The organism is Neorhizobium sp. P12A, assembly GCF_008365395.1.
Classification (GTDB): Bacteria; Pseudomonadota; Alphaproteobacteria; order Rhizobiales; family Rhizobiaceae; genus Rhizobium.
This window is the reverse complement of sequence record NZ_QOVX01000017.1, coordinates 1-20,090: the sequence shown is the minus strand read 5'-3', so window position 1 is coordinate 20,090 and position 20,090 is coordinate 1. Positions and strand designations below refer to the sequence as shown.

The following is a 20,090-nucleotide window of genomic DNA, read 5'->3' as shown; positions in this document are numbered from 1 at the left end:
GTTTCATGACAGGCCCGCGGGTACCATTTATTTAAGGAAGACCTAAGCGTTTCCGCTTTTCTTCGAATCGCGGAAACGCTCTATCTCTTTGATTTGACGCAATTCCGGACGCAAAACCGCGTCACACTTTTGCTGGAATTGCTTTAGAGGCTGCGTGCATCCAGCCGATCGCGCAGCATGCTCCATGGGAGCAACGCATTCGGCGCATGGCGCATCAATGTGTGAAACGGGATCGGCGCAGGCGGCGCAAAGGGGATGGGAAGATCCTTGGGATCGACACCTGCCGCCCAGTCGGCGAGCACACGCCCCATTGCCGTCGTCATCGCGATACCGCGACCGTTGCAGGCAAAGCCCGCGATCATGCCGGGACCGAGATCGACGAGATGGGCCAGGAAATCCGGCTCGACAGCTGCGATCCCCGACCAGCTGTATTCGATCGGCGGCAGATCCTTCAAATCGAGATGGCGTGCCAGGCGGCGATGGATTGCCTGCGGCACGCGCTCTTCGGCGCCTGGGCCGACGATATGCATTCCGCCAGTAATCAGCCTGTTGTCGGCATCGAAGCGGAAGGTGAAGAGATTTCGACGGGTATCCGAGACGCATTGACCGTCCGGCAGCAGGCGATTGCGCACCGCAGCCGGCAATGGTTCCGTGGCGATCTGGAAGACTTTCAGCGGAAAATAAGTCTGGGCCAATCCTGGAGTAAGCCAGCCGCCATAGGCATTGGTTGCGAGGACGACCTTCGCTGCCCGGACGGTTCCCTGGGTGGCTCGGATATTCCATCGATCACTGTTGCGGCTGATCGATTGGACGGCCGAGCGCTCGAAGATGGCGGCCCCCGCCTTTTCGGCGGCGGCGGCAAGGCCGCGGGCATATTCGACCGGATTGATAACGCCGCCCGATTTGTCCGTCCATCCGCCGAAATAACCGTCGACGCCTGTCGCGTCGCGTATCTCCTCTCGGCTCAGCACGACGGCCGGCCGACCTCGCCGTGCCCATTGTCCGGCACGGGATTTCACCTTTTCGAAAGCGGCCGCCGAATGCGCGGGCTGTATCCAGCCGCTCTGGGCCGCGGCGCATTCAATGCCATGATGCCTGATGAGATCGAAGACGAGGTCGCCGCTGCCGGCTGCCATGCGGATCAGCCGTTCGCCGTGCTCCGGCCCGAGATGGGCGACGATGTTGTCCGGATCCATCTTGGCGAAATTCGGCACCACGAAGCCGGCGTTCCGTCCCGTCGCACCCCAAGCGATGATCTCAGCCTCGAGAATAACGACCGACAGGCCTTTTTCGGCGGCATGCAGCGCCGTCGAGAGGCCGGAGAAGCCGCCGCCTATGACGGCAAGGTCCGCATCTAGGTTTTCCTGCAGGGATGGGCGGGCCTTGCGGTTGCGTCCGACCGCATGCCAGAGCGATAGATTTTGGCCGGTGGGCCGGATGGAGGCATTCATTGCGTGGCGCCGCTCTCGTCGGGCAAGGCCTTCGCCTGCTTCTTGCCGAAGCGCGGCCGGCGCGGAATGTCGCCAAAAATGCCGTTCGGGCGCACGAGCAGGATGACGCAGAGCATCACGCCGATCGCGACGATCTGCAGCGATGCGGCGCGCGCCTGCTGCTCGGGCGTGAAGAGCACGCTCGTCAGCGCGCCGGAGCCGGCCCAGATCGCCCAGACGAGGATGCTGCCGATGACAGCGCCCTTGTTGCTGCCAGAACCGCCGACGATCAACATGACCCAGACCTGGAAGGTCAGAGTCGGAACGTAGTTGTCGGGGGCGATGAAGCCGATGAAATGCGCCTGCACCGCGCCGGCAAGCCCCATGATGGCGCCGCCGACGGCAAAGGCCTGGACGCGGTAGAAGCGGGCGCTCTTGCCGAGCGAGATCGCGGCGCGCTCGTCCTCCCGCAGCGCCTTCAGCACCCGGCCCCAGGGACTATGTGCCAGGTGCTCCAGCGCAAAATAAACGACGAGCGTGACGGCTGCGACGATGGCTAGGTTCGAAAGGTTGAAGAGAACGGGCGTCTCGGCGAGGCCGGCGAAGGGCCGCGGAATGAAGCCGATGCCGAAGGGACCGCCCGTGAGCATCTGCGCATTCAGCGCGACAAGCTGGACGACGACCGCGACGCCGAAGGTGGTGATGGCGAGATAATCCGATTTCAGACGCAGCGTCGCCGCCCCGACGATGGCGGCGGCAATACCCGCGACCACCATGGCGCCGAGCCAGCCGATGAGGACGGGCATGTCGAAGCCGCCGAGGCGGTTTGCCGTATCCGGCGTCGTCAGCAGCGCCGACGTATAGGCGCCAATCGCGACGAAGCCGGCGAGGCCGACATTGAAGAGGCCGGTCAGACCCCATTGCAGGTTCAGCCCGAGCGTGATCAGCGAAAAGATCAGCGCCGTCGTCAGGAAGAAGGCGCCATAGCCGAAGATATCGATCATCGTTCCTTCACTCCGAAAAGGCCGATCGGCCGGACGAACAGCACCGCCATCAGGATGATGAAGGAGACGGCGGCGCGCCATTCGGCGCCGATCAGTTGCACCGCGCCGGATTCCGCCAACCCGATGATAAGGCCGCCGAGCACGGCGCCGGGAACACTGCCGATGCCGCCGAGGATGGCTGCCGCAAACATCGGCAAGAGCATGTCGAAGCCCATCAGCGGCCGGATCTGCACGAGAACGCCGATCATGACGCCGGCAACGCAGGCAAGCCCGCCGCCGATCAGCCAGGTGACACGCACGACCTTGGCGACATCGATGCCGACGACGCGGGCAAGCGCCGGGTTCTGGCTCAGCGCTTGCATGGAGCGGCCGGTCTGCGTGCGCGTCATCAGCATGTGGACGCCGAAAACGAGGATGGCCGTCAGGATGAGCAGCGCGATCTGGTCAGGTGTGATGCGAATACCGAAGCCGACGGGCATGGCAATCTGGATGGCACGGCTGAAATAAGTCGGCCGCGAGGTGAAGATGAATTCGAGCAGGCTGCGCAGCGCCATGGAGGCGCCAAAGCTTGCCATGACGACGATGATCGACTGTCCCTTGGCCCTGAGCCGGGCAAACAGCACCTTGTCCAGCGCCAAGGCCAGCAAGCCGGTGATCGCCATGCCGAGGATTAGAGCCACGATCAGCGGCCAACCGAAGGAGAGCTTGCCGATCGGCGCGATCTTGCCGAAGAGCGCGCCGATGGCGCTGACGATGGTCAGCGTCGCATAGGTGCCCCAGGCCATGAAATCGCCATGGGCGAAATTGGAAAAGCGCAGGATCGAATAGGTGAGCGTGACCCCGATCGCGCCGAGCCCGATCATCGATCCCGTCAACAGGCCATCGACGACGAATTGCAGGTTCATGCCGCACCCCCGGTCTTCGTATCCGCTGCCTTACGCGCCGGGCGCTGGCCGAGATAGAGTTCGGCGACCACGGGGTCGTTCCAGAGTTCGGAGGCGACGCCCTCGTGCCTATCCTTGCCCTCGACGAGAACATAGGCGCGGTCGCCGATCGCGAGTGCTGCCTTGGCATTCTGTTCGACCAGCAGGATCGTGACGCCGGATTTACGGATATCGGCCAGCATCTCGAACACCATGGAGACGAATTTCGGGGAAAGCCCTGCCGATGGCTCGTCGAGAACGAGAACCTTCGGGTGGACGATCAGGGCGCGGGCGACGGCGAGCATCTGCCGCTGACCACCCGAGAGATTGCCGGCGGCGATGCGGCGATGGCGGGCGAGATCGGGGAAGGTCGCATACATTTCCTCGATGCGGCCGGGGATTTCCTTTGGCTTCAATATCCCGCCCGCGACCTTCAGATTGTCCTCGACCGACATCAGAGGGAAGACGTTTTCCGTTTGCGGCACGAAGGCGAGGCCGAGGCGGACCATGCTATGGGCCGGCGCAGTCGTGATCTCCTTGCCGTCGAGCACAACGCTGCCAGATGTGACTGGCACGAGGCCGGCGATCGCCTTGATGAAGCTCGACTTGCCGGCACCGTTAGGACCCAGAACGACGACGATCTCGCCCTTGTTGACCGTGATCGAGGCGCCGCGAACGATCGGCACGCCGGGCTCGTAGCCGGCGACGAGATCGCGGACGAGGAGGACGGGTTCGCTCATATCCGGTCCCATCATGCCGCCCCTCCGAGATAGGCTTCGATGACGCGCGGATCGCGGGCCACTTCCTCGGCGGTGCCCTCGCAGAGCAGCTGGCCGCTCGCCATGACGAGGACGCGATGGCAGAGCCGCGTCACCATGTCGATATTGTGCTCGATGAGCAGGAAGGTGATGCCGCGGGCGTTGATGTCGCGGATACGATCGATGATGGTTTCGAGCAGCGTGGCGTTCACGCCGGCCGCCGGCTCGTCGAGAAGAATGATCGCGGGATCGGCCATCATGACGCGCGCCAGCTCCAGCAGCTTGCGCTGGCCGCCGGACAGAACGCGGGCAGGCTCATCGGCGAGGTGGGTGAGTTTGACGAGATCGAGCAGGTCCATGGCCTTCTCATGGGCTGCCTTCTCCTCCGCCGCGACCTTCCAGGGCTGCAGGAAATTGGAGAGAAGCCGCTCGCCGGCCTGTTTCTGGGCGGCGAGCATCACGTTTTCGATCAGCGTCAGATTGGGAAAGGGGCGAGGGATCTGAAAGGTGCGGCCGAGGCCCCTGCCGATGCGGCGATGGGCGGACTCGCCCGAGACCAGCGTGCCATTCAGCGCGATCTCGCCGCTCGATGGCGCGACACTGCCGGCCAGAAGGTCGAACATCGTCGTCTTGCCGGCGCCGTTCGGCCCGATCAGTCCGAGGATTTCACCTTTGCGGACATCGAATGAGACGTCGTTGACGGCCGCGATGCCGCCGAAGCGCCGCACGACGTTTTTCGCCGTCAGAACGGGCATATGGGCATCCTCCCCCTGCCGTTCGGAAGTCGTAATCATGGATCCCTCTGGTCGAAAACGGTCATTGCCGCTTCCTGATTTTTGATTTGTGATCACACTTGCATTGATCACGCTAATCAGCTTTACTCGCTTCCGCAAGCCAAAAACGGGAACACCCCAAAACGGGACGAAAATGCAAAAGGCTGCAGTCGAGAAAATCAACGATCCCATAGCCTCGCAGCTCGCGCCTGTCGGCCGTGAGACAGTGCAGGACCGCGTCTATTCCGAGCTGCGCCGTGCGCTGATCGGCGGCCTGTTCGAGCCTAGTCAGGTCCTGACAATCCGCGGTCTTGCCGATGCGCTCGTCACGAGCACCATGCCGGTGCGCGAGGCGCTCGGGCGGCTGATCACCGAGAAAGCGCTGGAGGCGCTGCCCAATCGCTCGGTGCGTGTGCCGCCGATTACGCTGGAGCGCATGGACGATCTCCTGCGTGCGCGCATCCTGATCGAAGGCGAGGCGATCGCGCTTGCCGCCACCCGCATGACGGCGCGCCAGATTACCGCGATCGAGGGCCTGCTCGGCGAGTGGGACGAGATGCGGGCGCTGAAGCACAAGAAGGATGTCGACCGCGAGGTCACGCTCAACCAGAGCTTCCATTTCGAGATCTATCGAGCCTGCGGATCTGCCGTGCTCATCCCGATGATCGAAAGCCTCTGGCTGCAATCCGGCCCGTGCATCCGCGTCGCCATCTATGCCTTCTCCGACGCGGGCGAGATCGACACCGCCCATTATCACCGCAGCATCGTCAAGGCGATCGCGGCGCAGGACGCGCAGGCCGCGCGCGAGGCGCTGGTCGCCGATATCAGCCGCCCCTTCGCCTTCCTGCGCAACAAGCTGCAAGCCGAAGCTAACAAGGATTGACCCTCTCATGAGCCAGCGCGCCATCAAGATAACAGAACCGCGTTCCGGCCTCTCGGTGATCGCACCCTTGCTGGACGGCAAGGCGCCGGACAATGCCGCCTTTTTCTGGGACTACCTGTCCGATGCGCGCATCGTGCCAGGCATCCATGCCATGTGGACTGGACCGGAAATCTCCTGCCCGATCCCGCCGGCGCATCTGGAAGGTGCGGCCTACGCCAATGCCTTGCCGGCTGAGAATGCGACGCTAACGCCGCAGCCGGGCGATATCGTGCTGAGCTATGTGCCGCCGCGCATGTGGGGCGGCAATCCCAACGCCATCTTCGATATCGGTCTGTTCTATGGCCAGGGCGCGCGGCTGCTGTTCCCGATCGGCTGGCTCGCCGGCAGCGTGGTGGCGCAGGTCAGGCCCGAGGAGCGCGAACATTTCGCCAGCGCCTGCGGCGTCATCCGTCGCAACGGCGCCTGTGACGTGACGTTCGAGCGCACGGAGATTTGAGATGGACGATAGTTTCGAGCTCTTCGACCTGCGTGTGGAGGCAGTGATCCCCGAGGGCAAGCCGATCTATTGCGGCGCCAAGGCGGGCGATTACTTCGAGCTGAAGGGTGAGATGCTGTCGCTGCCAGCCGGGCAGGGGTTCTCGATCTATTCGATTTCGGCCGTGCTGCCGCTGCTGGCGGCCAAGCAGCGGCCGACGCACAGGAATGACTGGATGACGTCGGATGCCGAGATCGCCTGTCCGGATCCGAACTGCGCGAGCCGGCTGCGGATTGTCAGGACGGGGACGCGGCGGTTCAGCCATGCGGAGACGACGGCGGTGCCTTTGCCCAGCGGTGGGGACGAATAGAGATGTTGTGCGCGAAGCCCCGTCATCCGGCTGCCGTCACCTTCTCCCCGAAAGGGAGAAGGGAATGCCGCGCGGACTTCGCTCCTCACTCTGCATTTATGAAAAGCTGCGGCAGTGCTGCAAGTCTCTTCTCCCCTCAGGGAGAAGGTGACGGCAGGTGGATGAGGGGCTGCTTGCTTCAAACGACCGAATTTCCAGACACACCGAAAGCCGCATGACATGAGCAAGACTTACGAACTCACCCCATGTTACACGATCTCCCGCGTCATTCGCGGTGGCTGGCAGCTGGCCGGCGGGCACGGAGAGATCGATCGGGGCCAGGCCGTCACCGATCTCATCGCCGCCTTCGATGCAGGTATCCGGACCTATGACTGCGCCGACATCTATACCGGTGTCGAGGAACTGATCGGCGAGGCGCGGCAACGGTTGCAAGACGAGCGGGGCGCTGATCTCGCTGCGCAAATGCATGTCCACACCAAGCTGGTGCCTGACCTCGAAAAGCTCGCCGATATCAATCGCGACTATATTCGCGGGATCGTCGAGCAGTCCTTGCGTAGACTGAAGACGGAGCGGCTGGACCTCGTGCAGTTCCATTGGTGGGACTATGCGCATACCGGCTATATCGATGCGCTCGGCTGGCTTGCCGAGATGCGCGACGAGGGCAAGGTGCGCAATGTCGGCACGACCAATTTCGACACGCCTCGCATCCGGCAGATGCTCGACGCCGGCATTCCGCTGGTCAGCCAGCAACTGCAATATTCCGTTCTCGATCAGCGCCCGCTCAACAGCCTTGCTGAGCTTGCGAGCCAGAACGGCATCAAGTTCCTCTGCTACGGCTCTGTCGCCGGCGGCTTCCTCAGTGACAGATGGCTCGGTCAGCCGGAGCCTGACATGCCGCTCGAGAACCGCTCGCTCGTCAAGTACAAGCTCATCATCGATGATTTCGGTGGCTGGGATCTGTTCCAGTCGCTGCTGAGGACATTGAAGAGCATTGGAGACCGCCACGGCGTCGATATCGCGACCGCCGCCAGTTCCTGGGTTCTCGAACAGCCGCTGGTCGCCGCTGTCATCGTCGGTGCGCGCAATCAGGCGCATGCGCTCGCCAATGCCAAAATCATGGACCTTGAGCTGACTGAGCAGGATCGTCGCGAGATCGCGGATATCATCGCTGAAAGCAAAGGGCCGGTAGGCGATGTCTACACGCTGGAGCGCGACCGCACGGGACGCCACGGATCGATCATGCACTACAACCTCAATAATGGCAGGGTATGAACCAAGGATCGCTTTTCGAACGCGCGCAGGCGGAAATCATCGCCTTTCACCGCTTCTTCGTGGAGTGGTATGATGCCGCGACCGCTGATGCCGTCGATTTCGATCGCTGCGAGCGCGTATTCGGGCAGGATTTCCACATGATCCCGCCGACGGGCAAGCTGTTCGACCGCGCCGAGACGATCGCGTTGATCCGGGGAAACCGGGCGACCTACAATGGCGATTTCGCCATTGCGATCGAGGACATCCGTTCCCGCTGGGAGGCAGGCAACGCGATCATGGTGACCTATGTGGAGGCGCAGGTACGGTCCGGCCAGAAAAGCCGGCGCCAGGCGAGTGCGCTTTTCACCGCGAGTTCATCGGCGCCTGAAGGCGTCGAATGGCAGCATCTGCAGGAAACCTGGCTGCAGATGCCTGAGACCTGACAGGCTTACAAACTGAAATAGAAGTCGTACCTAACAAGGGGAACAGCAATGAAAAAGACGATATTTCAACTCACCACCGCCCTGGCGCTTCTTGCCGCTGCCGGTGTTGCCAACGCCGCCGATTGCAAGGTGACCGTCGGCCTCGTGATGGAACTGACGGGTCCCGCCGGCGAATACGGCCAGGCCGGCGCCAAGTCCGTCGAAATGGCCTTCCGCGATATCAATGCGGCAGGCGGCGTGCATGGATGCGATCTTGTGACCGACACACGCGACAGCCAGAGCCAGGGCAACGTCGCCGTCGATGCGGCGACCCAGCTCGTGCAGGTGAAGAAGGTGCCCGTGATCATCGGCGGCATCATCTCGTCCGTCTCGATCCCGATCCTGACCTCGGTCACGGCGCCGGCAAAGATCGTGCAGGTTTCGCCGGCCTCGTCCTCGCCGACGCTGACGGCGCTCGGCCGCGACGGCAAGACCAACGGCATCTTCTTCCGCACGATTACATCGGACGCGCTGCAGGGCGTTGCTGCGGCAAAGTATGCGATCGACAAGGGCTTCAAGAAGCTCGCGATCATCCATGTCAACAACGACTTCGGCGTCAACATGGTCGCCGAATTCTCCCGTGCCTATAAGGCGCTCGGCGGCACTATCGTGTCAGACACGCCCTATAACGAAAAGCAGTCGAGCTACGCCTCCGAAGTCACAGCCGCGATGGGCGGCGAGCCGGATGGCCTTTATCTCGTCAGCACCCCGGTCGATGGCGCCACGATCGCCCGCACCTGGATCTCGCAGGGCGGTGTCCAGAAATTCCTGCTCAATGACGGCATGAACAGTCCTGACTTCATCGATTCCGTCGGTGCGGACTATCTTAAGGATGCCTATGGCACCTCCTCGGGCACCAGCCCGACGGCCTCGACCGAATACTTCATGAAGAACTACAAGGACTTCTCCGGTATCGAACCTTCAAACCCGGCAGCCGACCGTTCCTATGATGCCGGCGCCATTGTCGGGCTTGCCATCGCGATTGCCGGTTCGGATGATCCGGCCAAGATCAAGGATGCGATGTTCAAAGCGGTCGATCCGGCAGGCACGCCGATCTATGCCGGCAAGGAGGAGTTCGCCAAGGCGCTCGACCTGATCAAGCAGGGCAGGCCGATCCGCTACGAAGGCGTGATCGGCCCTGTGGCCTTCGACAAATACGGCGACATCACCGGCCCGTTCCGCCTCTGGAAGATCGTCGACGGCAAGGTGACGACCGATGGCGAGATGTCGACGGATGACGTCAACAAGCTGCAGGCGCAGCTGAACAAGTAAGTCTTTGCGATTTCGGCGGGCTGGTAGAGACAGCACCGGCCCGTCGGCTGCCGAGTCATTTTTGGCTCTTTGTTATTCGCGTCCTTATTCAATCTGGACAATCCCCATTCTTTCGCTCCACAAATCGATTGAGGAGCATTGGGAGGAATCATGGCTGGGGAACCGGACGTCGTTATTATCGGGTCGGGCATGGGCGGCTCGACGCTGGCATCGGGCATTGCCGCAAGCGGCGCCAACATTCTCATTCTGGAAGCAGGCGAACGGTTGGAGGACCGGCCGGAAAACCGCGACCAACGGGCGATCTTCCAGCGCGGGCATTTTCGTCCCAAGGAAACCTGGTACGAAAAGGGCGGCCAGGGCTTCAACCCGGGCAACTATTACAATGTCGGCGGAAACACGAAATTCTATGGCGCGGTGCTCGTTCGTTATCGGCGCGAAGATTTCGAGGAAATGCAGCATCTTCACGGCGTCTCGCCCGCATGGCCCTTTCCCTATGAAGAGCTGGAGCCCTGGTACAGCCAGGCGGAGCAGTTCTTTCAGGTCCGAGGTGCTCTCGGCCAGGATCCGACCGAACCATTCCACTCAAAACCCTATGCCTTTCCGCCCGTTCCGGACGAGCCTGCCATCGCCAAGGTGCGCAAGCGCCTGCAGGAAAATGGCATGCACACCTATTCCCTGCCGCTCGGCGTCGATATCGACAAGTGGCTCGCAAAGGGGAATACGCCCTGGGACGCGCATCCCAACAGTTTCGACGGCAAGATGGATGCCGAGACGATCTCGCTGACGAACGCCCTGCAGCATCCGAATGTTCGGCTGAAGACCGGCGCGCGCGTGACGCGGCTGGAAACGGCCGAGGATGGCAAGACGATCGCCGCCGTGCATTACACCTCCTTCGGCGAGGCGAAGGTTATCAGACCGAAGCTGGTGGTTCTGTCTGCCGGTGCGGTGCAATCGGCCGTGCTTTTGCTGCGGTCGGCAAGCGAGGCCAATCCACGCGGTCTTGCCAATCGCTCCGACCAGGTCGGCCGGAACTTCATGAATCACAATTCGTCTGCCGTGCTAGCGATCTCGCCAAGCTATCGCAACGATTCCATCTATCAGAAGAGTTTCGGCTTCAACGATTTCTATCTCTCTGACGGCGAGGGCGGGCCGCCGCTTGGCAATGTACAGCTGCTCGGGCGGGTGTCCGGGGCGATCCTGAAGGCCAATATGCCGGCTTATCCGGAGTGGCTGCTCAATCGGATCTCGGCGCATGCGATCGATTTCTACGCCATGAGCGAGGATCTGCCATCGCCGGAAAGCCGAATTACGGTCGAGGGCGAGCGGATCGTGCTGCAATGGGTGCGCACGAACTGGCAGGCGCATCTCGATCTGGTGTCGAAGCTGAAGCGCGTGCTGAAGAAGTCCGGCTTTCCGATCGTGCTGTCGCGGCCCTTCGACAAGCGCACGCCCTCGCATCAATGCGGAACGGTCCGGATCGGCAACGACCCTTCCTCGGCCCCGCTCGACGTCTATTGCCGCGCCTTCGACCATCCGAACCTGTTCGTGGTCGATGCCAGCTATCTGCCGACCTCGGCAGCCGTCAACCCGGCGCTCTCGATTGCGGCGCAGGCGTTGCGGGTTGCCGACCATATGTCGCAGGCGGATTTGAAGCGGTAGCGAGAAGCCCGGCGTTGAGGCGATCAGCCGCCAGACAGGTTCCGTTTGGCTAAGGCAGCGGCAAGGTCGCGCACGGCAAGGTCGAGCATGCGGTTGGCAACGTCACGGGCGGCGGCCCGGTCGCGCAATCTGAGCGCCTCGACCAGCTCGCCATGGACCACGATCGCCTCCTCGCGGCTGTCGACGGCGACGTTGGAGGCATGCAGCGCATAGGTCAGTNTGGCGCTCGACAGGCGGCGAAAGACCTGGTTGTGGCTGGCGCCGAGAAGCACGGTGTGGAACATCACGTCGGCTTCGGTGAAACGTTCGGGATCAAGGGCTGAATCGCGCATCTGCCGCCAGGCCTGATCGAGATCGGCGACCTCGCGGGCGGTTGCCCGCTCGGCGGCATATTCGGCAGCGGCCGGCTCGATGGTGCGGCGGGCTTCGAGGATGCAGCCGAGAATGTCGAAATCGCGGATATAGGGACCCATCCATTCGAGTACGTCGGCATCGAGGATGTTCCAGTCGTCGCGGTCGCAGACCGTGGTGCCGACGCGCGGCCTGCCGCGCACCATGCCTTTCGATTCCAATATCTTCAGGGATTCGCGGATGACCGTGCGGCTGACGCCGTAGATCTCGCAGAGATCGTTCTCCCGCGGCAAGGGACTGCCGACCGGATACCGCTCCGAACAGATGTCCTGCGCCAGGGCTGCCGTCACGTTGCGGCGAACGCGAGGGCGACGAGCCGGGGGCTCGCTCGGGATATCTCCGTCACGCTCAATCGCTTCCAAGTGCTTTCTCCGCCCAGCTCCCCCGCAGCCGGATGTTGATTAGCCGAATTCGCTGCGCTTTGCGACAGATTCGTGGAGGGATACGGCGCCCACTACCATAAAAAGTCATATTATTTTGATTGCCGAATTTTCGAAAGTTCGGGAGCGCGCCTGTGCAGTTCGAAACCGTCTCTCAATTGGTGGTGGAATCGTCGCCGGCCTGTCGTCTTCCCGAGATAGAGCATTATATTGCCGGCTGGGGCAGTCGTTTCGGCTTCTTCCAATAGGTAACCTGGGACGGCAGGTGCTCTCCCTTAACGCTCAATCGAAACAGGAGGACGGTATGCAAATCAATCGCACAGGTTCCGCTCATTGGACCGGCGGTCTTAAGGACGGCAGAGGGCAGATTTCGACACAGAGCGGCGCGCTCAAGGAATATCCCTATGGTTTCGCCAGCCGTTTCGAGGGCGTTGCCGGCACCAATCCGGAAGAGCTTATCGGTGCTGCCCATGCAGGCTGCTTCACCATGGCCCTCTCGCTGATCCTCGGCGAAGCCGGTCTCAAGGCCGACAGCATGGACACGACCGCCAAGGTGACGCTCGAAAGCGTCGACGGCGGTTTTGCCATCACCGCGATCCATCTGACGCTCGTTGCCAGGATCCCCGGCACCGATCAGGCGAAGTTCGAGGAACTGGCTGCGATGGCGAAGGCCGGATGCCCAGTTTCCAAGGCACTCTCCGCCGTTCCGATCACGCTCGACGCCAAGCTCGGCTGATCGGTGATCGCTACTGCGCCGGATTTTTGGATCCGGCGTTTTTCCTGCACAGAATAGGCATTCATTGAAAAATATGCGGGGTTTGTTCAATCGCTCCGCCGGCCGGCTCACTATCCTCCGCCTCGTTTCTCTTGTTGGGGGTATGCAGGAATGTCCGGACTTACATTGATCCATGTCATTTTGAGCCTGATCGCAATCGGCAGCGGCATCGTCGTCGCTCAAGGCCTGATCAAGGCGCGGCGCTATGAGAAGACCACGCTTCTCTACATGCTGACGACGGCGCTGACGCTTGTTACGAGTTTTCTCTTTCCCTTTAACGGCGTTACGCCGGGGATCGCGGTCGGCGTCATCTGCGTGATCATCTTCATCCCGACCGCACTTGCCCGCTATAGCTTTCAGATGCGTGGCATCTGGCGTGCTGTCTTCGTCGTGGGCGCGCTGGCGATGCTCTTTTTCAACTGTCTGGTACTGATCGTGCAGTCCTTCCAGAAGATCCCGCCGCTCCATGCGCTTGCCCCGACCGACGCCTCGCCGCCGGTGGCAATCTCCCAGGCTGTGCTGCTGGTGATTTTCCTTGTCGTCGGCTTCTTCAGTGTTCGGCGTTTTCGCCCGACGCTGATGGGTATCTGAGCCGGTCTTATATCGTTTTTTCCGCATGCGGCGTATTGCCCGCCTGGTCCTCTGGGCCGGGCGGTTTATTGACATGTGAGTAATAATGCTTTACGACTGACGAAAATCGAAAAACGTCACTCGTAAATTGGAAGTGCTTACATGATCGATCTCGCTGAACTCGGCATGGATAGCGTACGTCAGGAAAACGTGACGCGTATCCTCGATTCCGCGGAAAAGCTGTTCCGCCACTACGGCTACAGCAAGACAACCGTGGCCGATATCGCGCGCGATCTCGGCATGTCCACGGCCAATATCTACCGCTTCTTCGCCTCCAAGGTGGAAATCCACCAGGCTATCTGCGGCCGCATGCTGCAGCAGAGCTATCAAATCGTGGTCGATGCTTCGCGCCTGCAGGCGAGCGCTTCCGATCGCCTGCGGTATTACGTGCACGAGCAATACAAAATGACCGTAGAGGCCATGCTCGACGAGCAGAAGGTCCACGAGATGATTGTCGTCGCGATCGAGCGTGATTGGCATGTCATCGAAAAGCATATCGACAGCGTTCACGACGTGATTGCCGAGATCATTCGCCAGGGCATCGAGGCCGGCGAATTCTTCGAACAGGACCCGGTCGTTGCGTCACGCTGTTTTGGCGCCGCCACAGTCAACCTCTGCCACCCTCAGATGGTGGCGCAATGTCTTACCAAGGAAAACCGGGCATCGCCCGACGATCTGATCGAGTTCGCTATTCGAGCTCTCAAGAAATAAGAGGCAGCGCGGAAAACCGCGCTCCTGCCATTGTCACCCATATCGACTGAGGAGTGCGAGATGTCATCTTCGCGCAAGAGCACACTTATGCCTTCTGTTGCTGGCCTCGCGCTCGTCGCGATGGCGGGCTTTCTTGCAGGCTGCAACGACAAGCAGGCGGAAAATACCGAGGTCGTCAGGCCGGTCAAAGTGCTTGCCATCGCCAAGGCGGATACGACGCGAGCGCTCGATTATTCCGGTTCCGTCCGCGCACGCACCGAAATGAACCTCGGCTTTCGCATCAACGGCAAGATCATCGACCGCCGTGTCGATATCGGCCAGAAGGTAAAACCGGGTGATGTTCTCGCCCGAATCGATTCCACTGATTACGAATTGGCCGTGCGCCGCGCCCAGGCCGATCTTGCCTCCGCCGACAAGCAGGTGCAGACGGCGGACCTGGCGCATAAGCGCGCCCAGCAGCTCTTCGACAAGAATGTTTCTCCCAAGTCGCAGCTCGAGCAGGCAGACCTCACCTATGATCAGGCCGTGTCGACGCGAGACTCCGCCCGGTCGGCACTCGACGAGGCCAATAACCAGGTGGCCTATGCTGATCTCACCTCCGACATGAGCGGCATCGTGACGGCAATCAATGCGGATGTCGGCCAGGTGGTCGGCTCCGGCACGCCTGTCATCACAGTTGCCGTCGATGGCGAAAAGGAAGTGCAGATCGCCGTTCCGGAAATGGATATCGCCCAGTTCAAGCCGGGCAAGGAGGTAAAGGCGCGCTTCTGGTCGGACGACACGCTGGTTCTCGACGGCAAGGTGCGCGAGGTTTCCGGCAGTGCCGATCAGCAATCCAGAACCTTTGCCGTCCGTGTCAGCATGCCGAACGATCCGCGCGTGCTGCTCGGCATGACCGCAACGATTGAGGCGACGGCAGAAAACACGCGGCCTCTCGTTTCCATTCCGCTCAGCGCGCTTGCGGAGAAAGACGGTCAGCAGGTCGTCTGGCTGGTCGACAGCGGTGCGAGCACGGTTCATTCACGCGCCATCAAGGTGGCGGATTTTTCCGCTGACGGCGTGCGCGTCGCCGACGGGCTGAAGGCGGGCGATGTCGTCATCACCGCGGGCACGCAGTTCATGGCCGAGAACATGAAGGTCAAGCTGCCCGCCGCAAAAAGCCAGCAGGCTTCCGCCGACGACGACAGCACAGCTGCCGCAGACGTCGTTCGCTGATCGATTTCGGAGAGGGATCATGACCATGAACACCGTCACCGACGAGAAGAAGCCTTTCAACCTGTCGCGCTGGGCGATTGCCCATCCAAGCATCGCCCGCTTCCTGTTCGGGCTGATCATCATCGCCGGCGCGCTCGGTCTCACCCATATGGGACAGAAAGAAGATCCTGATTTCACCTTCCGCGTCATGGTCGTCCAGGTCATGTGGCCGGGTGCATCGATCAACGACATGCAGGACCAGGTGGTCAACAAGATCGAGCGCAAGCTGCAGGAGACGCCGCACCTAGACTGGGTGAAGTCCTATACGCGTGCCGGCAGCGCGATCATCCAGCTCCAGATCAAGGGCGACACCAATACGGCCGAGGTCAACGACGCCTTCTACCAGGTGCGCAAGAAGGTCGGCGATATCTCGAACGAGTTGCCGTCGGGCCTGCTTGGCCCTTATTTCAACGACGAGTTCGGCGATACTTTCATCACACTGCATTCGATCAGCGGCGATGGCTACAGCTATCCGGAACTGAAAAAGTTCGCGATCCAGGCGCGTGACATGCTGCTTGCGACGCCGGGTGTCGAGAAGGCCGTCATCATCGGTGACCAGCCCGAGAAGATCTTTATCGACGTGTCCTCCAAGGTCCTGGCAGAGCGTGGCCTGACGCTTACCGATCTCCAGAATGCCCTTGCAGGCCAGAACATTGTCGATCCGGCCGGCTCTGTCGATACCGGTACGCGCTCGGTGCGCATTTCCGTGCAGGGCGACGTGCACAAGGTCGAGGATATCCGCGAACTGCGGCTGAGGGCCGGCGGCCAGGTGACGCGCCTCGGCGATATCGCGACCGTCACGCCGGGCCTTGAGGATCCCTATACGGCGAAGTTCCTCTACAATGGTCACGAGAGCGTGCAGGTCGGCGTCGTTATGGCCAAGGGCTTCAAGGTGACTGATGTCGGCGCGTCCGTCGACGACACCTACAAGCAGTTCATCTCGTCCCTGCCGGTCGGTGTTTCCGTCGATCAGATCGCCAACCAGCCCGATGTCGTGACCGACGCCGTGAGCGAGTTCATGCATGCGCTCGGCGAAGCGCTGGTCATCGTGCTGATCGTTTCCTTCGTCTCGATCGGCTGGCGTTCCGGGCTTGTCATCGCCATTGCCATTCCGCTGGTGCTGGCGGCGACCTTCGCCATCATGTACGAACTCGGCATCGACCTGCAGCGCATTTCGCTCGGCGCGCTGATCATCGCGCTCGGCCTTCTGGTCGATGACGCCATGATCGTCGTCGAATTGATGGAACGCAAACTGGAGGAGGGGCTCGTCAAGCTCGATGCTGCGAGCTTCGCCTATTCCTCGACGGCCTTCCCGATGCTGACGGGTACGCTGATCACCACGGCCGGCTTCATTCCGGTCGGCTTCGCGGCCTCTACGGCGGGTGAATATGTCCGTTCGCTCTTCTATGTGGTCGGGATTGCTCTGGTCACGTCCTGGTTCGTGGCGGTCTATTTCACCCCGTGGCTCGGCTACATGATCCTGAAGCAGCGTCATCATGCGGGTAGCCACCATGATGTGTTCGATACGCGTTTCTACCGCCGCCTACGCGGATCGGTCGCCTGGGCGGTCAAGCATCGCATCATTGTTCTTGCGCTGACACTTGCCACCTTTGCCGGCAGTCTCTTCGCCTTCCAGTTCATTCCGCAGAATTTTTTCCCGCAGTCCTCGCGGCCGGAAATCCTGGTCGATCTCTGGCTGCCTGAGGGCACCAGCATTTCAGAAGTCGAGAAGCAGGCGAAGGCGCTGGAAACGCGCATGGCCGACGATCCGGACAAACGGTTCATCGCCACCTATATCGGCGAGGGCGCACCGCGCTTCTTCCTGCCGCTCGACCAGCAGCTCGTCAATCCGAACTTCGCCCAGCTTCTTGTCATGGCAAAGGACGAGCCGTCGCGCGAAAGGCTGATCGTCAAGCTCAGGACCATTCTCGCGGATGATTTTCCGTCGATCCGCGCCAAGGTCGATCGGCTCTTCCTCGGGCCCCCGACAGGCTGGCCGGTGCAACTGCGCGTTATGGGTCCCGATCGGCAGGAGGTTCGCCATATCGCCGACGAGGTGAAGCAGCGCTTCGCGCAAAACCCGCTGCTCGGTGCTATCCATGACGATTGGCTGGAGCCGGTGCCTGCCATGAAGCTTGTCATCGATCAGGACCGCGCCCGTGCGCTGGGCGTGACCTCGCAGCGGATTCGCCAGGCGATGCAGGCCTCCATGTCGGGCGCGCCTCTCAACGATTACCGCGAGGGCGAGGAAACCGTGTCGATCGTGGCCCGGGAACCGGATGCGAGCCGCCATCTGCTGACGGCAGTCAATTCCGTCTACATTCCGACGGATTCCGGAGGCTTCGTACCCTTGTCGCAGGTTGCCAAGGTCGTGCCCGTCATGGAGCAGGGGGTCGAATGGCGTCGTGACCGCCTGCCGACGATATCGGTCAGGGCAACGCTGCCGGACGGCGTTCAATCCAACGATGTCGTGACCAAGCTCTATAGTGACATGCAGGATCTGAGGTCCAGCCTGCCTGCCGGCTACAGGATCGAGATCCAGGGCGGTGCGGAGGATTCGGCGGAAAGCCAGGCCTCGATTGCCGCCAAGGCGCCGATCATGCTGCTTGTCATCGTCGTTCTCCTGATGGCGCAGCTGCAGCATTTCGGCAAGGCGATGCTGGTGCTGGCAACCGGCCCGCTCGGCATTATCGGGGCCGCAGCCGCACTTCTGATCAGCGGTTCGCCCTTCGGCTTCGTTGCCATCCTCGGCGTCATAGCGTTGCTCGGGATCATCATCCGCAATTCGATCATCCTGGTCGACCAGATCGATCAGGACATAAGGGCGGGCATGGACCGGCAGGAGGCGATCATCGGTTCGGCCGTACGCCGTTTCCGCCCGATCATGCTGACCGCGCTGACGGCGGTCCTGGCCCTGATCCCGATCTCACGCGGCGTTTTCTGGGGACCTCTCGCCTACGCCATGATGGGCGGCATCCTGGTCGCGACGGTGCTGACGATCTTCGTATTGCCGGCCGGCTACGCCCTCTTCTTCGGCAAGGCGCCAAAGACGAAGCAGCCGGTCGAGGACAACGCTTCCGGTTCGGACGATCAGGACCGGGTGCGCAATCACATTCCTCCGCAGATCGCCGCAGAGTAGATCAACCAATAAAAGCGCGGGCAGAAGCAGGAAGGGCTCCGGTATCACCGGAGCCCTTCCTCATTGCAGATGTTCGATCTTCGATCAGAGAGCGTACCAGAGGTAGGGATTTTCACCCGACTGAATCTTGACCCAGCTCAGGTCAGTCTCGTTCCATGGCTTGATGCGGCTGGTCCTGTTGTCGAGGACCAGATCGCCGTGGTCGGTTTTGACGACCAGCACGGCGTGGCCTTCGCCCGACCGCGTCGTGGCGACGGCGATGCGCAGTGCGCGCGGCGACCAGCCCTTGGCGATCAGATGGTCGCGCTTCGTCAGCGCGTAATCTTCGCAGTCGCCGGACTTGACGTTGACGGACCAGACATCGTCGCCGGCTTGATCGTTTACGCCGATGATCGAGTGGTTGACGTCGTTGTTGGTCGATACGAGTTCCTGCCGGTTGAAATCCGTCAGCACCACCATGGAGGCGCCTTCGCTCGTGTGGCATTCACTCGGATTCTGCATGCAGAACCGGACCTGGGCAAAAGGTGCCAGGGTCGGCTGCCGTTCCACGATGTAGCTCACGGTCGGCGTATTGATCAGACTGCGTGCGTAACCGGCTGGACCGGCCGCCCATACGGGCTGACTGCCGGCCAAGGCCGCAATCGCCACTGTTGCTGCAAGCATAACTTGCTTCATCATGTCCATATCCCCGTTTCAAGCAGAGCGGTTCTTCCGCCTGTTCTTGTCTCAACACCCGAAAACTCATTCCGGGCCTAAGCGGATGCTTCATGCCGCGAAGCTCTGTCCTGCTTCGTCCGCCGATGACTGCGACAATACCGAGGAGGGGTCTCAAAGCGCTTAAATGGATATGAGCAATTTTATCGATCTCGGATTTTTGCTGCAAAGCATTGAAAAATATGGATTTCCTGTTCTCACGTGTCGATGGGGCGGAAGCACTGTCGCTGTCGTGACATGTTCGGACTGTACGGATTTCACGCTGCGCTGAGGCCTGCTCTCTATAGAGAGATGCGGTTTCAATGGCCGATGTCAGCCTCCGCCAAGCCTTGGTTACAACGCCAAGTTTTCGAAGATGTGACTTTGCTATCAAAATATATTTATGATTTAAGAAGGCCTAATATAAACATAAACTGCCCCGAAAAGAGGCGCTTGGGTATAAAATAGGCCGGAAAGTCGCCATTTTCGCCCTAAAATAATCGGTTTAATTGCAGTCTCATCTTTGATTCCATTTGTGCTCTGTAAATCCTTGACTTTTTATTTCTATCGCAACGTTGCTGCGGTGCAACAGTTGGGGATTCTCTTGAGTTTGCTTTGGGAAAACCTTCTCGAATTCTTCAGGCAACTCTGATAATTGCTGCATCGGAGGGACAAGTGCCCTTCGGGGATCATCGAGTGGGCGGTATATGAACAAAAACATTTTGAAGCCGATCGGCTGCATTGCCTTTGCTGCGATGTTGTTGTCGGGATGTACTTACCTGCCGCGCTCCGGCCCCGATGAAAAAGCCATCGACAA

Annotated in this window: 19 protein-coding genes; 12 read left to right on the top strand and 7 right to left on the bottom strand. The window is 61.0% G+C overall.

Annotated features, from left to right (window positions below; all coding sequences use genetic code 11):
- Positions 1-143: 143 nt before the first annotated feature.
- Genes DTW90_RS28985 through DTW90_RS28965 form a run of 5 tightly spaced genes read right to left on the bottom strand, consistent with a single transcriptional unit; the run spans position 144 to position 4,909 of the window.
- Positions 144-1,451: an FAD-dependent oxidoreductase gene (locus DTW90_RS28985; protein WP_149342850.1), complete on the bottom strand. Its 1,308-nt coding sequence runs from the start codon at positions 1,449-1,451 to the stop codon at positions 144-146.
- Positions 1,448-2,434 (bottom strand): branched-chain amino acid ABC transporter permease, encoded by a 987-nt coding sequence (locus DTW90_RS28980; RefSeq protein ID WP_165927893.1) that lies wholly within the window; start codon positions 2,432-2,434, stop codon positions 1,448-1,450. Before DTW90_RS28980 ends, DTW90_RS28985 begins: the two co-directional genes overlap by 4 nt.
- Positions 2,431-3,339, bottom strand: a complete 909-nt coding sequence (locus DTW90_RS28975) for a branched-chain amino acid ABC transporter permease (protein ID WP_132525138.1) — start codon at positions 3,337-3,339, stop codon at positions 2,431-2,433. Before DTW90_RS28975 ends, DTW90_RS28980 begins: the two co-directional genes overlap by 4 nt.
- Positions 3,336-4,097: an ABC transporter ATP-binding protein gene (locus DTW90_RS28970; RefSeq protein ID WP_132525320.1), complete on the bottom strand. Its 762-nt coding sequence runs from the start codon at positions 4,095-4,097 to the stop codon at positions 3,336-3,338. The genes DTW90_RS28975 and DTW90_RS28970 overlap by 4 nt, the downstream gene beginning before the upstream one ends.
- A gap of 11 nt (positions 4,098-4,108) precedes the next feature.
- Entirely contained in the window at positions 4,109-4,909 is an 801-nt protein-coding gene (locus DTW90_RS28965; RefSeq protein ID WP_149342849.1) for an ABC transporter ATP-binding protein, read from the bottom strand.
- A gap of 133 nt (positions 4,910-5,042) precedes the next feature.
- On the opposite strand from DTW90_RS28965, the gene DTW90_RS28960 reads away from it, so the two are divergent.
- The 7 genes from DTW90_RS28960 to DTW90_RS28930 all read left to right on the top strand — a co-directional run bounded on the left by DTW90_RS28960 (position 5,043) and on the right by DTW90_RS28930 (position 11,280).
- The gene (locus DTW90_RS28960) at positions 5,043-5,771 is read left to right on the top strand and encodes a GntR family transcriptional regulator (protein WP_149342847.1); all 729 of its coding nucleotides are present in this window, start codon (positions 5,043-5,045) and stop codon (positions 5,769-5,771) included.
- 7 nt (positions 5,772-5,778) lie between these two features.
- Entirely contained in the window at positions 5,779-6,267 is a 489-nt protein-coding gene (locus tag DTW90_RS28955; RefSeq protein ID WP_149342845.1) for a DUF3830 family protein, read from the top strand.
- Between the two features lies 1 nt (position 6,268).
- A complete protein-coding gene (locus tag DTW90_RS28950) occupies positions 6,269-6,616 on the top strand; it encodes a TIGR04076 family protein (protein WP_149342844.1) in 348 nt (115 codons plus the stop codon).
- Between the two features lie 219 nt (positions 6,617-6,835).
- The gene (locus DTW90_RS28945) at positions 6,836-7,888 is read left to right on the top strand and encodes an aldo/keto reductase (protein ID WP_149342842.1); all 1,053 of its coding nucleotides are present in this window, start codon (positions 6,836-6,838) and stop codon (positions 7,886-7,888) included.
- Positions 7,885-8,310 (top strand): hypothetical protein, encoded by a 426-nt coding sequence (locus tag DTW90_RS28940; RefSeq protein WP_149342840.1) that lies wholly within the window; start codon positions 7,885-7,887, stop codon positions 8,308-8,310. The genes DTW90_RS28945 and DTW90_RS28940 overlap by 4 nt, the downstream gene beginning before the upstream one ends.
- 48 nt (positions 8,311-8,358) lie before the next feature.
- Complete coding sequence (locus DTW90_RS28935) at positions 8,359-9,621, top strand: ABC transporter substrate-binding protein (protein ID WP_149342838.1); 1,263 nt, start codon at positions 8,359-8,361, stop codon at positions 9,619-9,621.
- A 150-nt stretch (positions 9,622-9,771) separates the two neighbouring features.
- Complete coding sequence (locus DTW90_RS28930; protein WP_149342836.1) at positions 9,772-11,280, top strand: GMC family oxidoreductase; 1,509 nt, start codon at positions 9,772-9,774, stop codon at positions 11,278-11,280.
- A gap of 23 nt (positions 11,281-11,303) precedes the next feature.
- Here the strand turns inward: DTW90_RS28930 and DTW90_RS28925 are convergent, their stop codons facing one another.
- Positions 11,304-12,053, bottom strand: a complete 750-nt coding sequence (locus tag DTW90_RS28925; protein ID WP_149342834.1) for a FadR/GntR family transcriptional regulator — start codon at positions 12,051-12,053, stop codon at positions 11,304-11,306.
- Between the two features lie 322 nt (positions 12,054-12,375).
- On the opposite strand from DTW90_RS28925, the gene DTW90_RS28920 reads away from it, so the two are divergent.
- The 5 genes from DTW90_RS28920 to DTW90_RS28900 all read left to right on the top strand — a co-directional run bounded on the left by DTW90_RS28920 (position 12,376) and on the right by DTW90_RS28900 (position 18,580).
- Positions 12,376-12,807 (top strand): OsmC family protein, encoded by a 432-nt coding sequence (locus DTW90_RS28920; protein ID WP_132525158.1) that lies wholly within the window; start codon positions 12,376-12,378, stop codon positions 12,805-12,807.
- 150 nt (positions 12,808-12,957) lie between these two features.
- Entirely contained in the window at positions 12,958-13,437 is a 480-nt protein-coding gene (locus DTW90_RS28915; protein ID WP_149342832.1) for a hypothetical protein, read from the top strand.
- 141 nt (positions 13,438-13,578) lie between these two features.
- Positions 13,579-14,187 (top strand): TetR family transcriptional regulator, encoded by a 609-nt coding sequence (locus tag DTW90_RS28910; RefSeq protein WP_149342830.1) that lies wholly within the window; start codon positions 13,579-13,581, stop codon positions 14,185-14,187.
- A 60-nt stretch (positions 14,188-14,247) separates the two neighbouring features.
- A complete protein-coding gene (locus DTW90_RS28905) occupies positions 14,248-15,402 on the top strand; it encodes an efflux RND transporter periplasmic adaptor subunit (RefSeq protein WP_149342828.1) in 1,155 nt (384 codons plus the stop codon).
- 19 nt (positions 15,403-15,421) lie between these two features.
- Positions 15,422-18,580: an efflux RND transporter permease subunit gene (locus DTW90_RS28900; RefSeq protein WP_149342826.1), complete on the top strand. Its 3,159-nt coding sequence runs from the start codon at positions 15,422-15,424 to the stop codon at positions 18,578-18,580.
- Between the two features lie 84 nt (positions 18,581-18,664).
- On the opposite strand, the gene DTW90_RS28895 is transcribed toward DTW90_RS28900, so the two are convergent.
- The gene (locus DTW90_RS28895; protein ID WP_149342825.1) at positions 18,665-19,258 is read right to left on the bottom strand and encodes a transglutaminase-like cysteine peptidase; all 594 of its coding nucleotides are present in this window, start codon (positions 19,256-19,258) and stop codon (positions 18,665-18,667) included.
- Positions 19,259-20,090 lie beyond the last annotated feature (832 nt).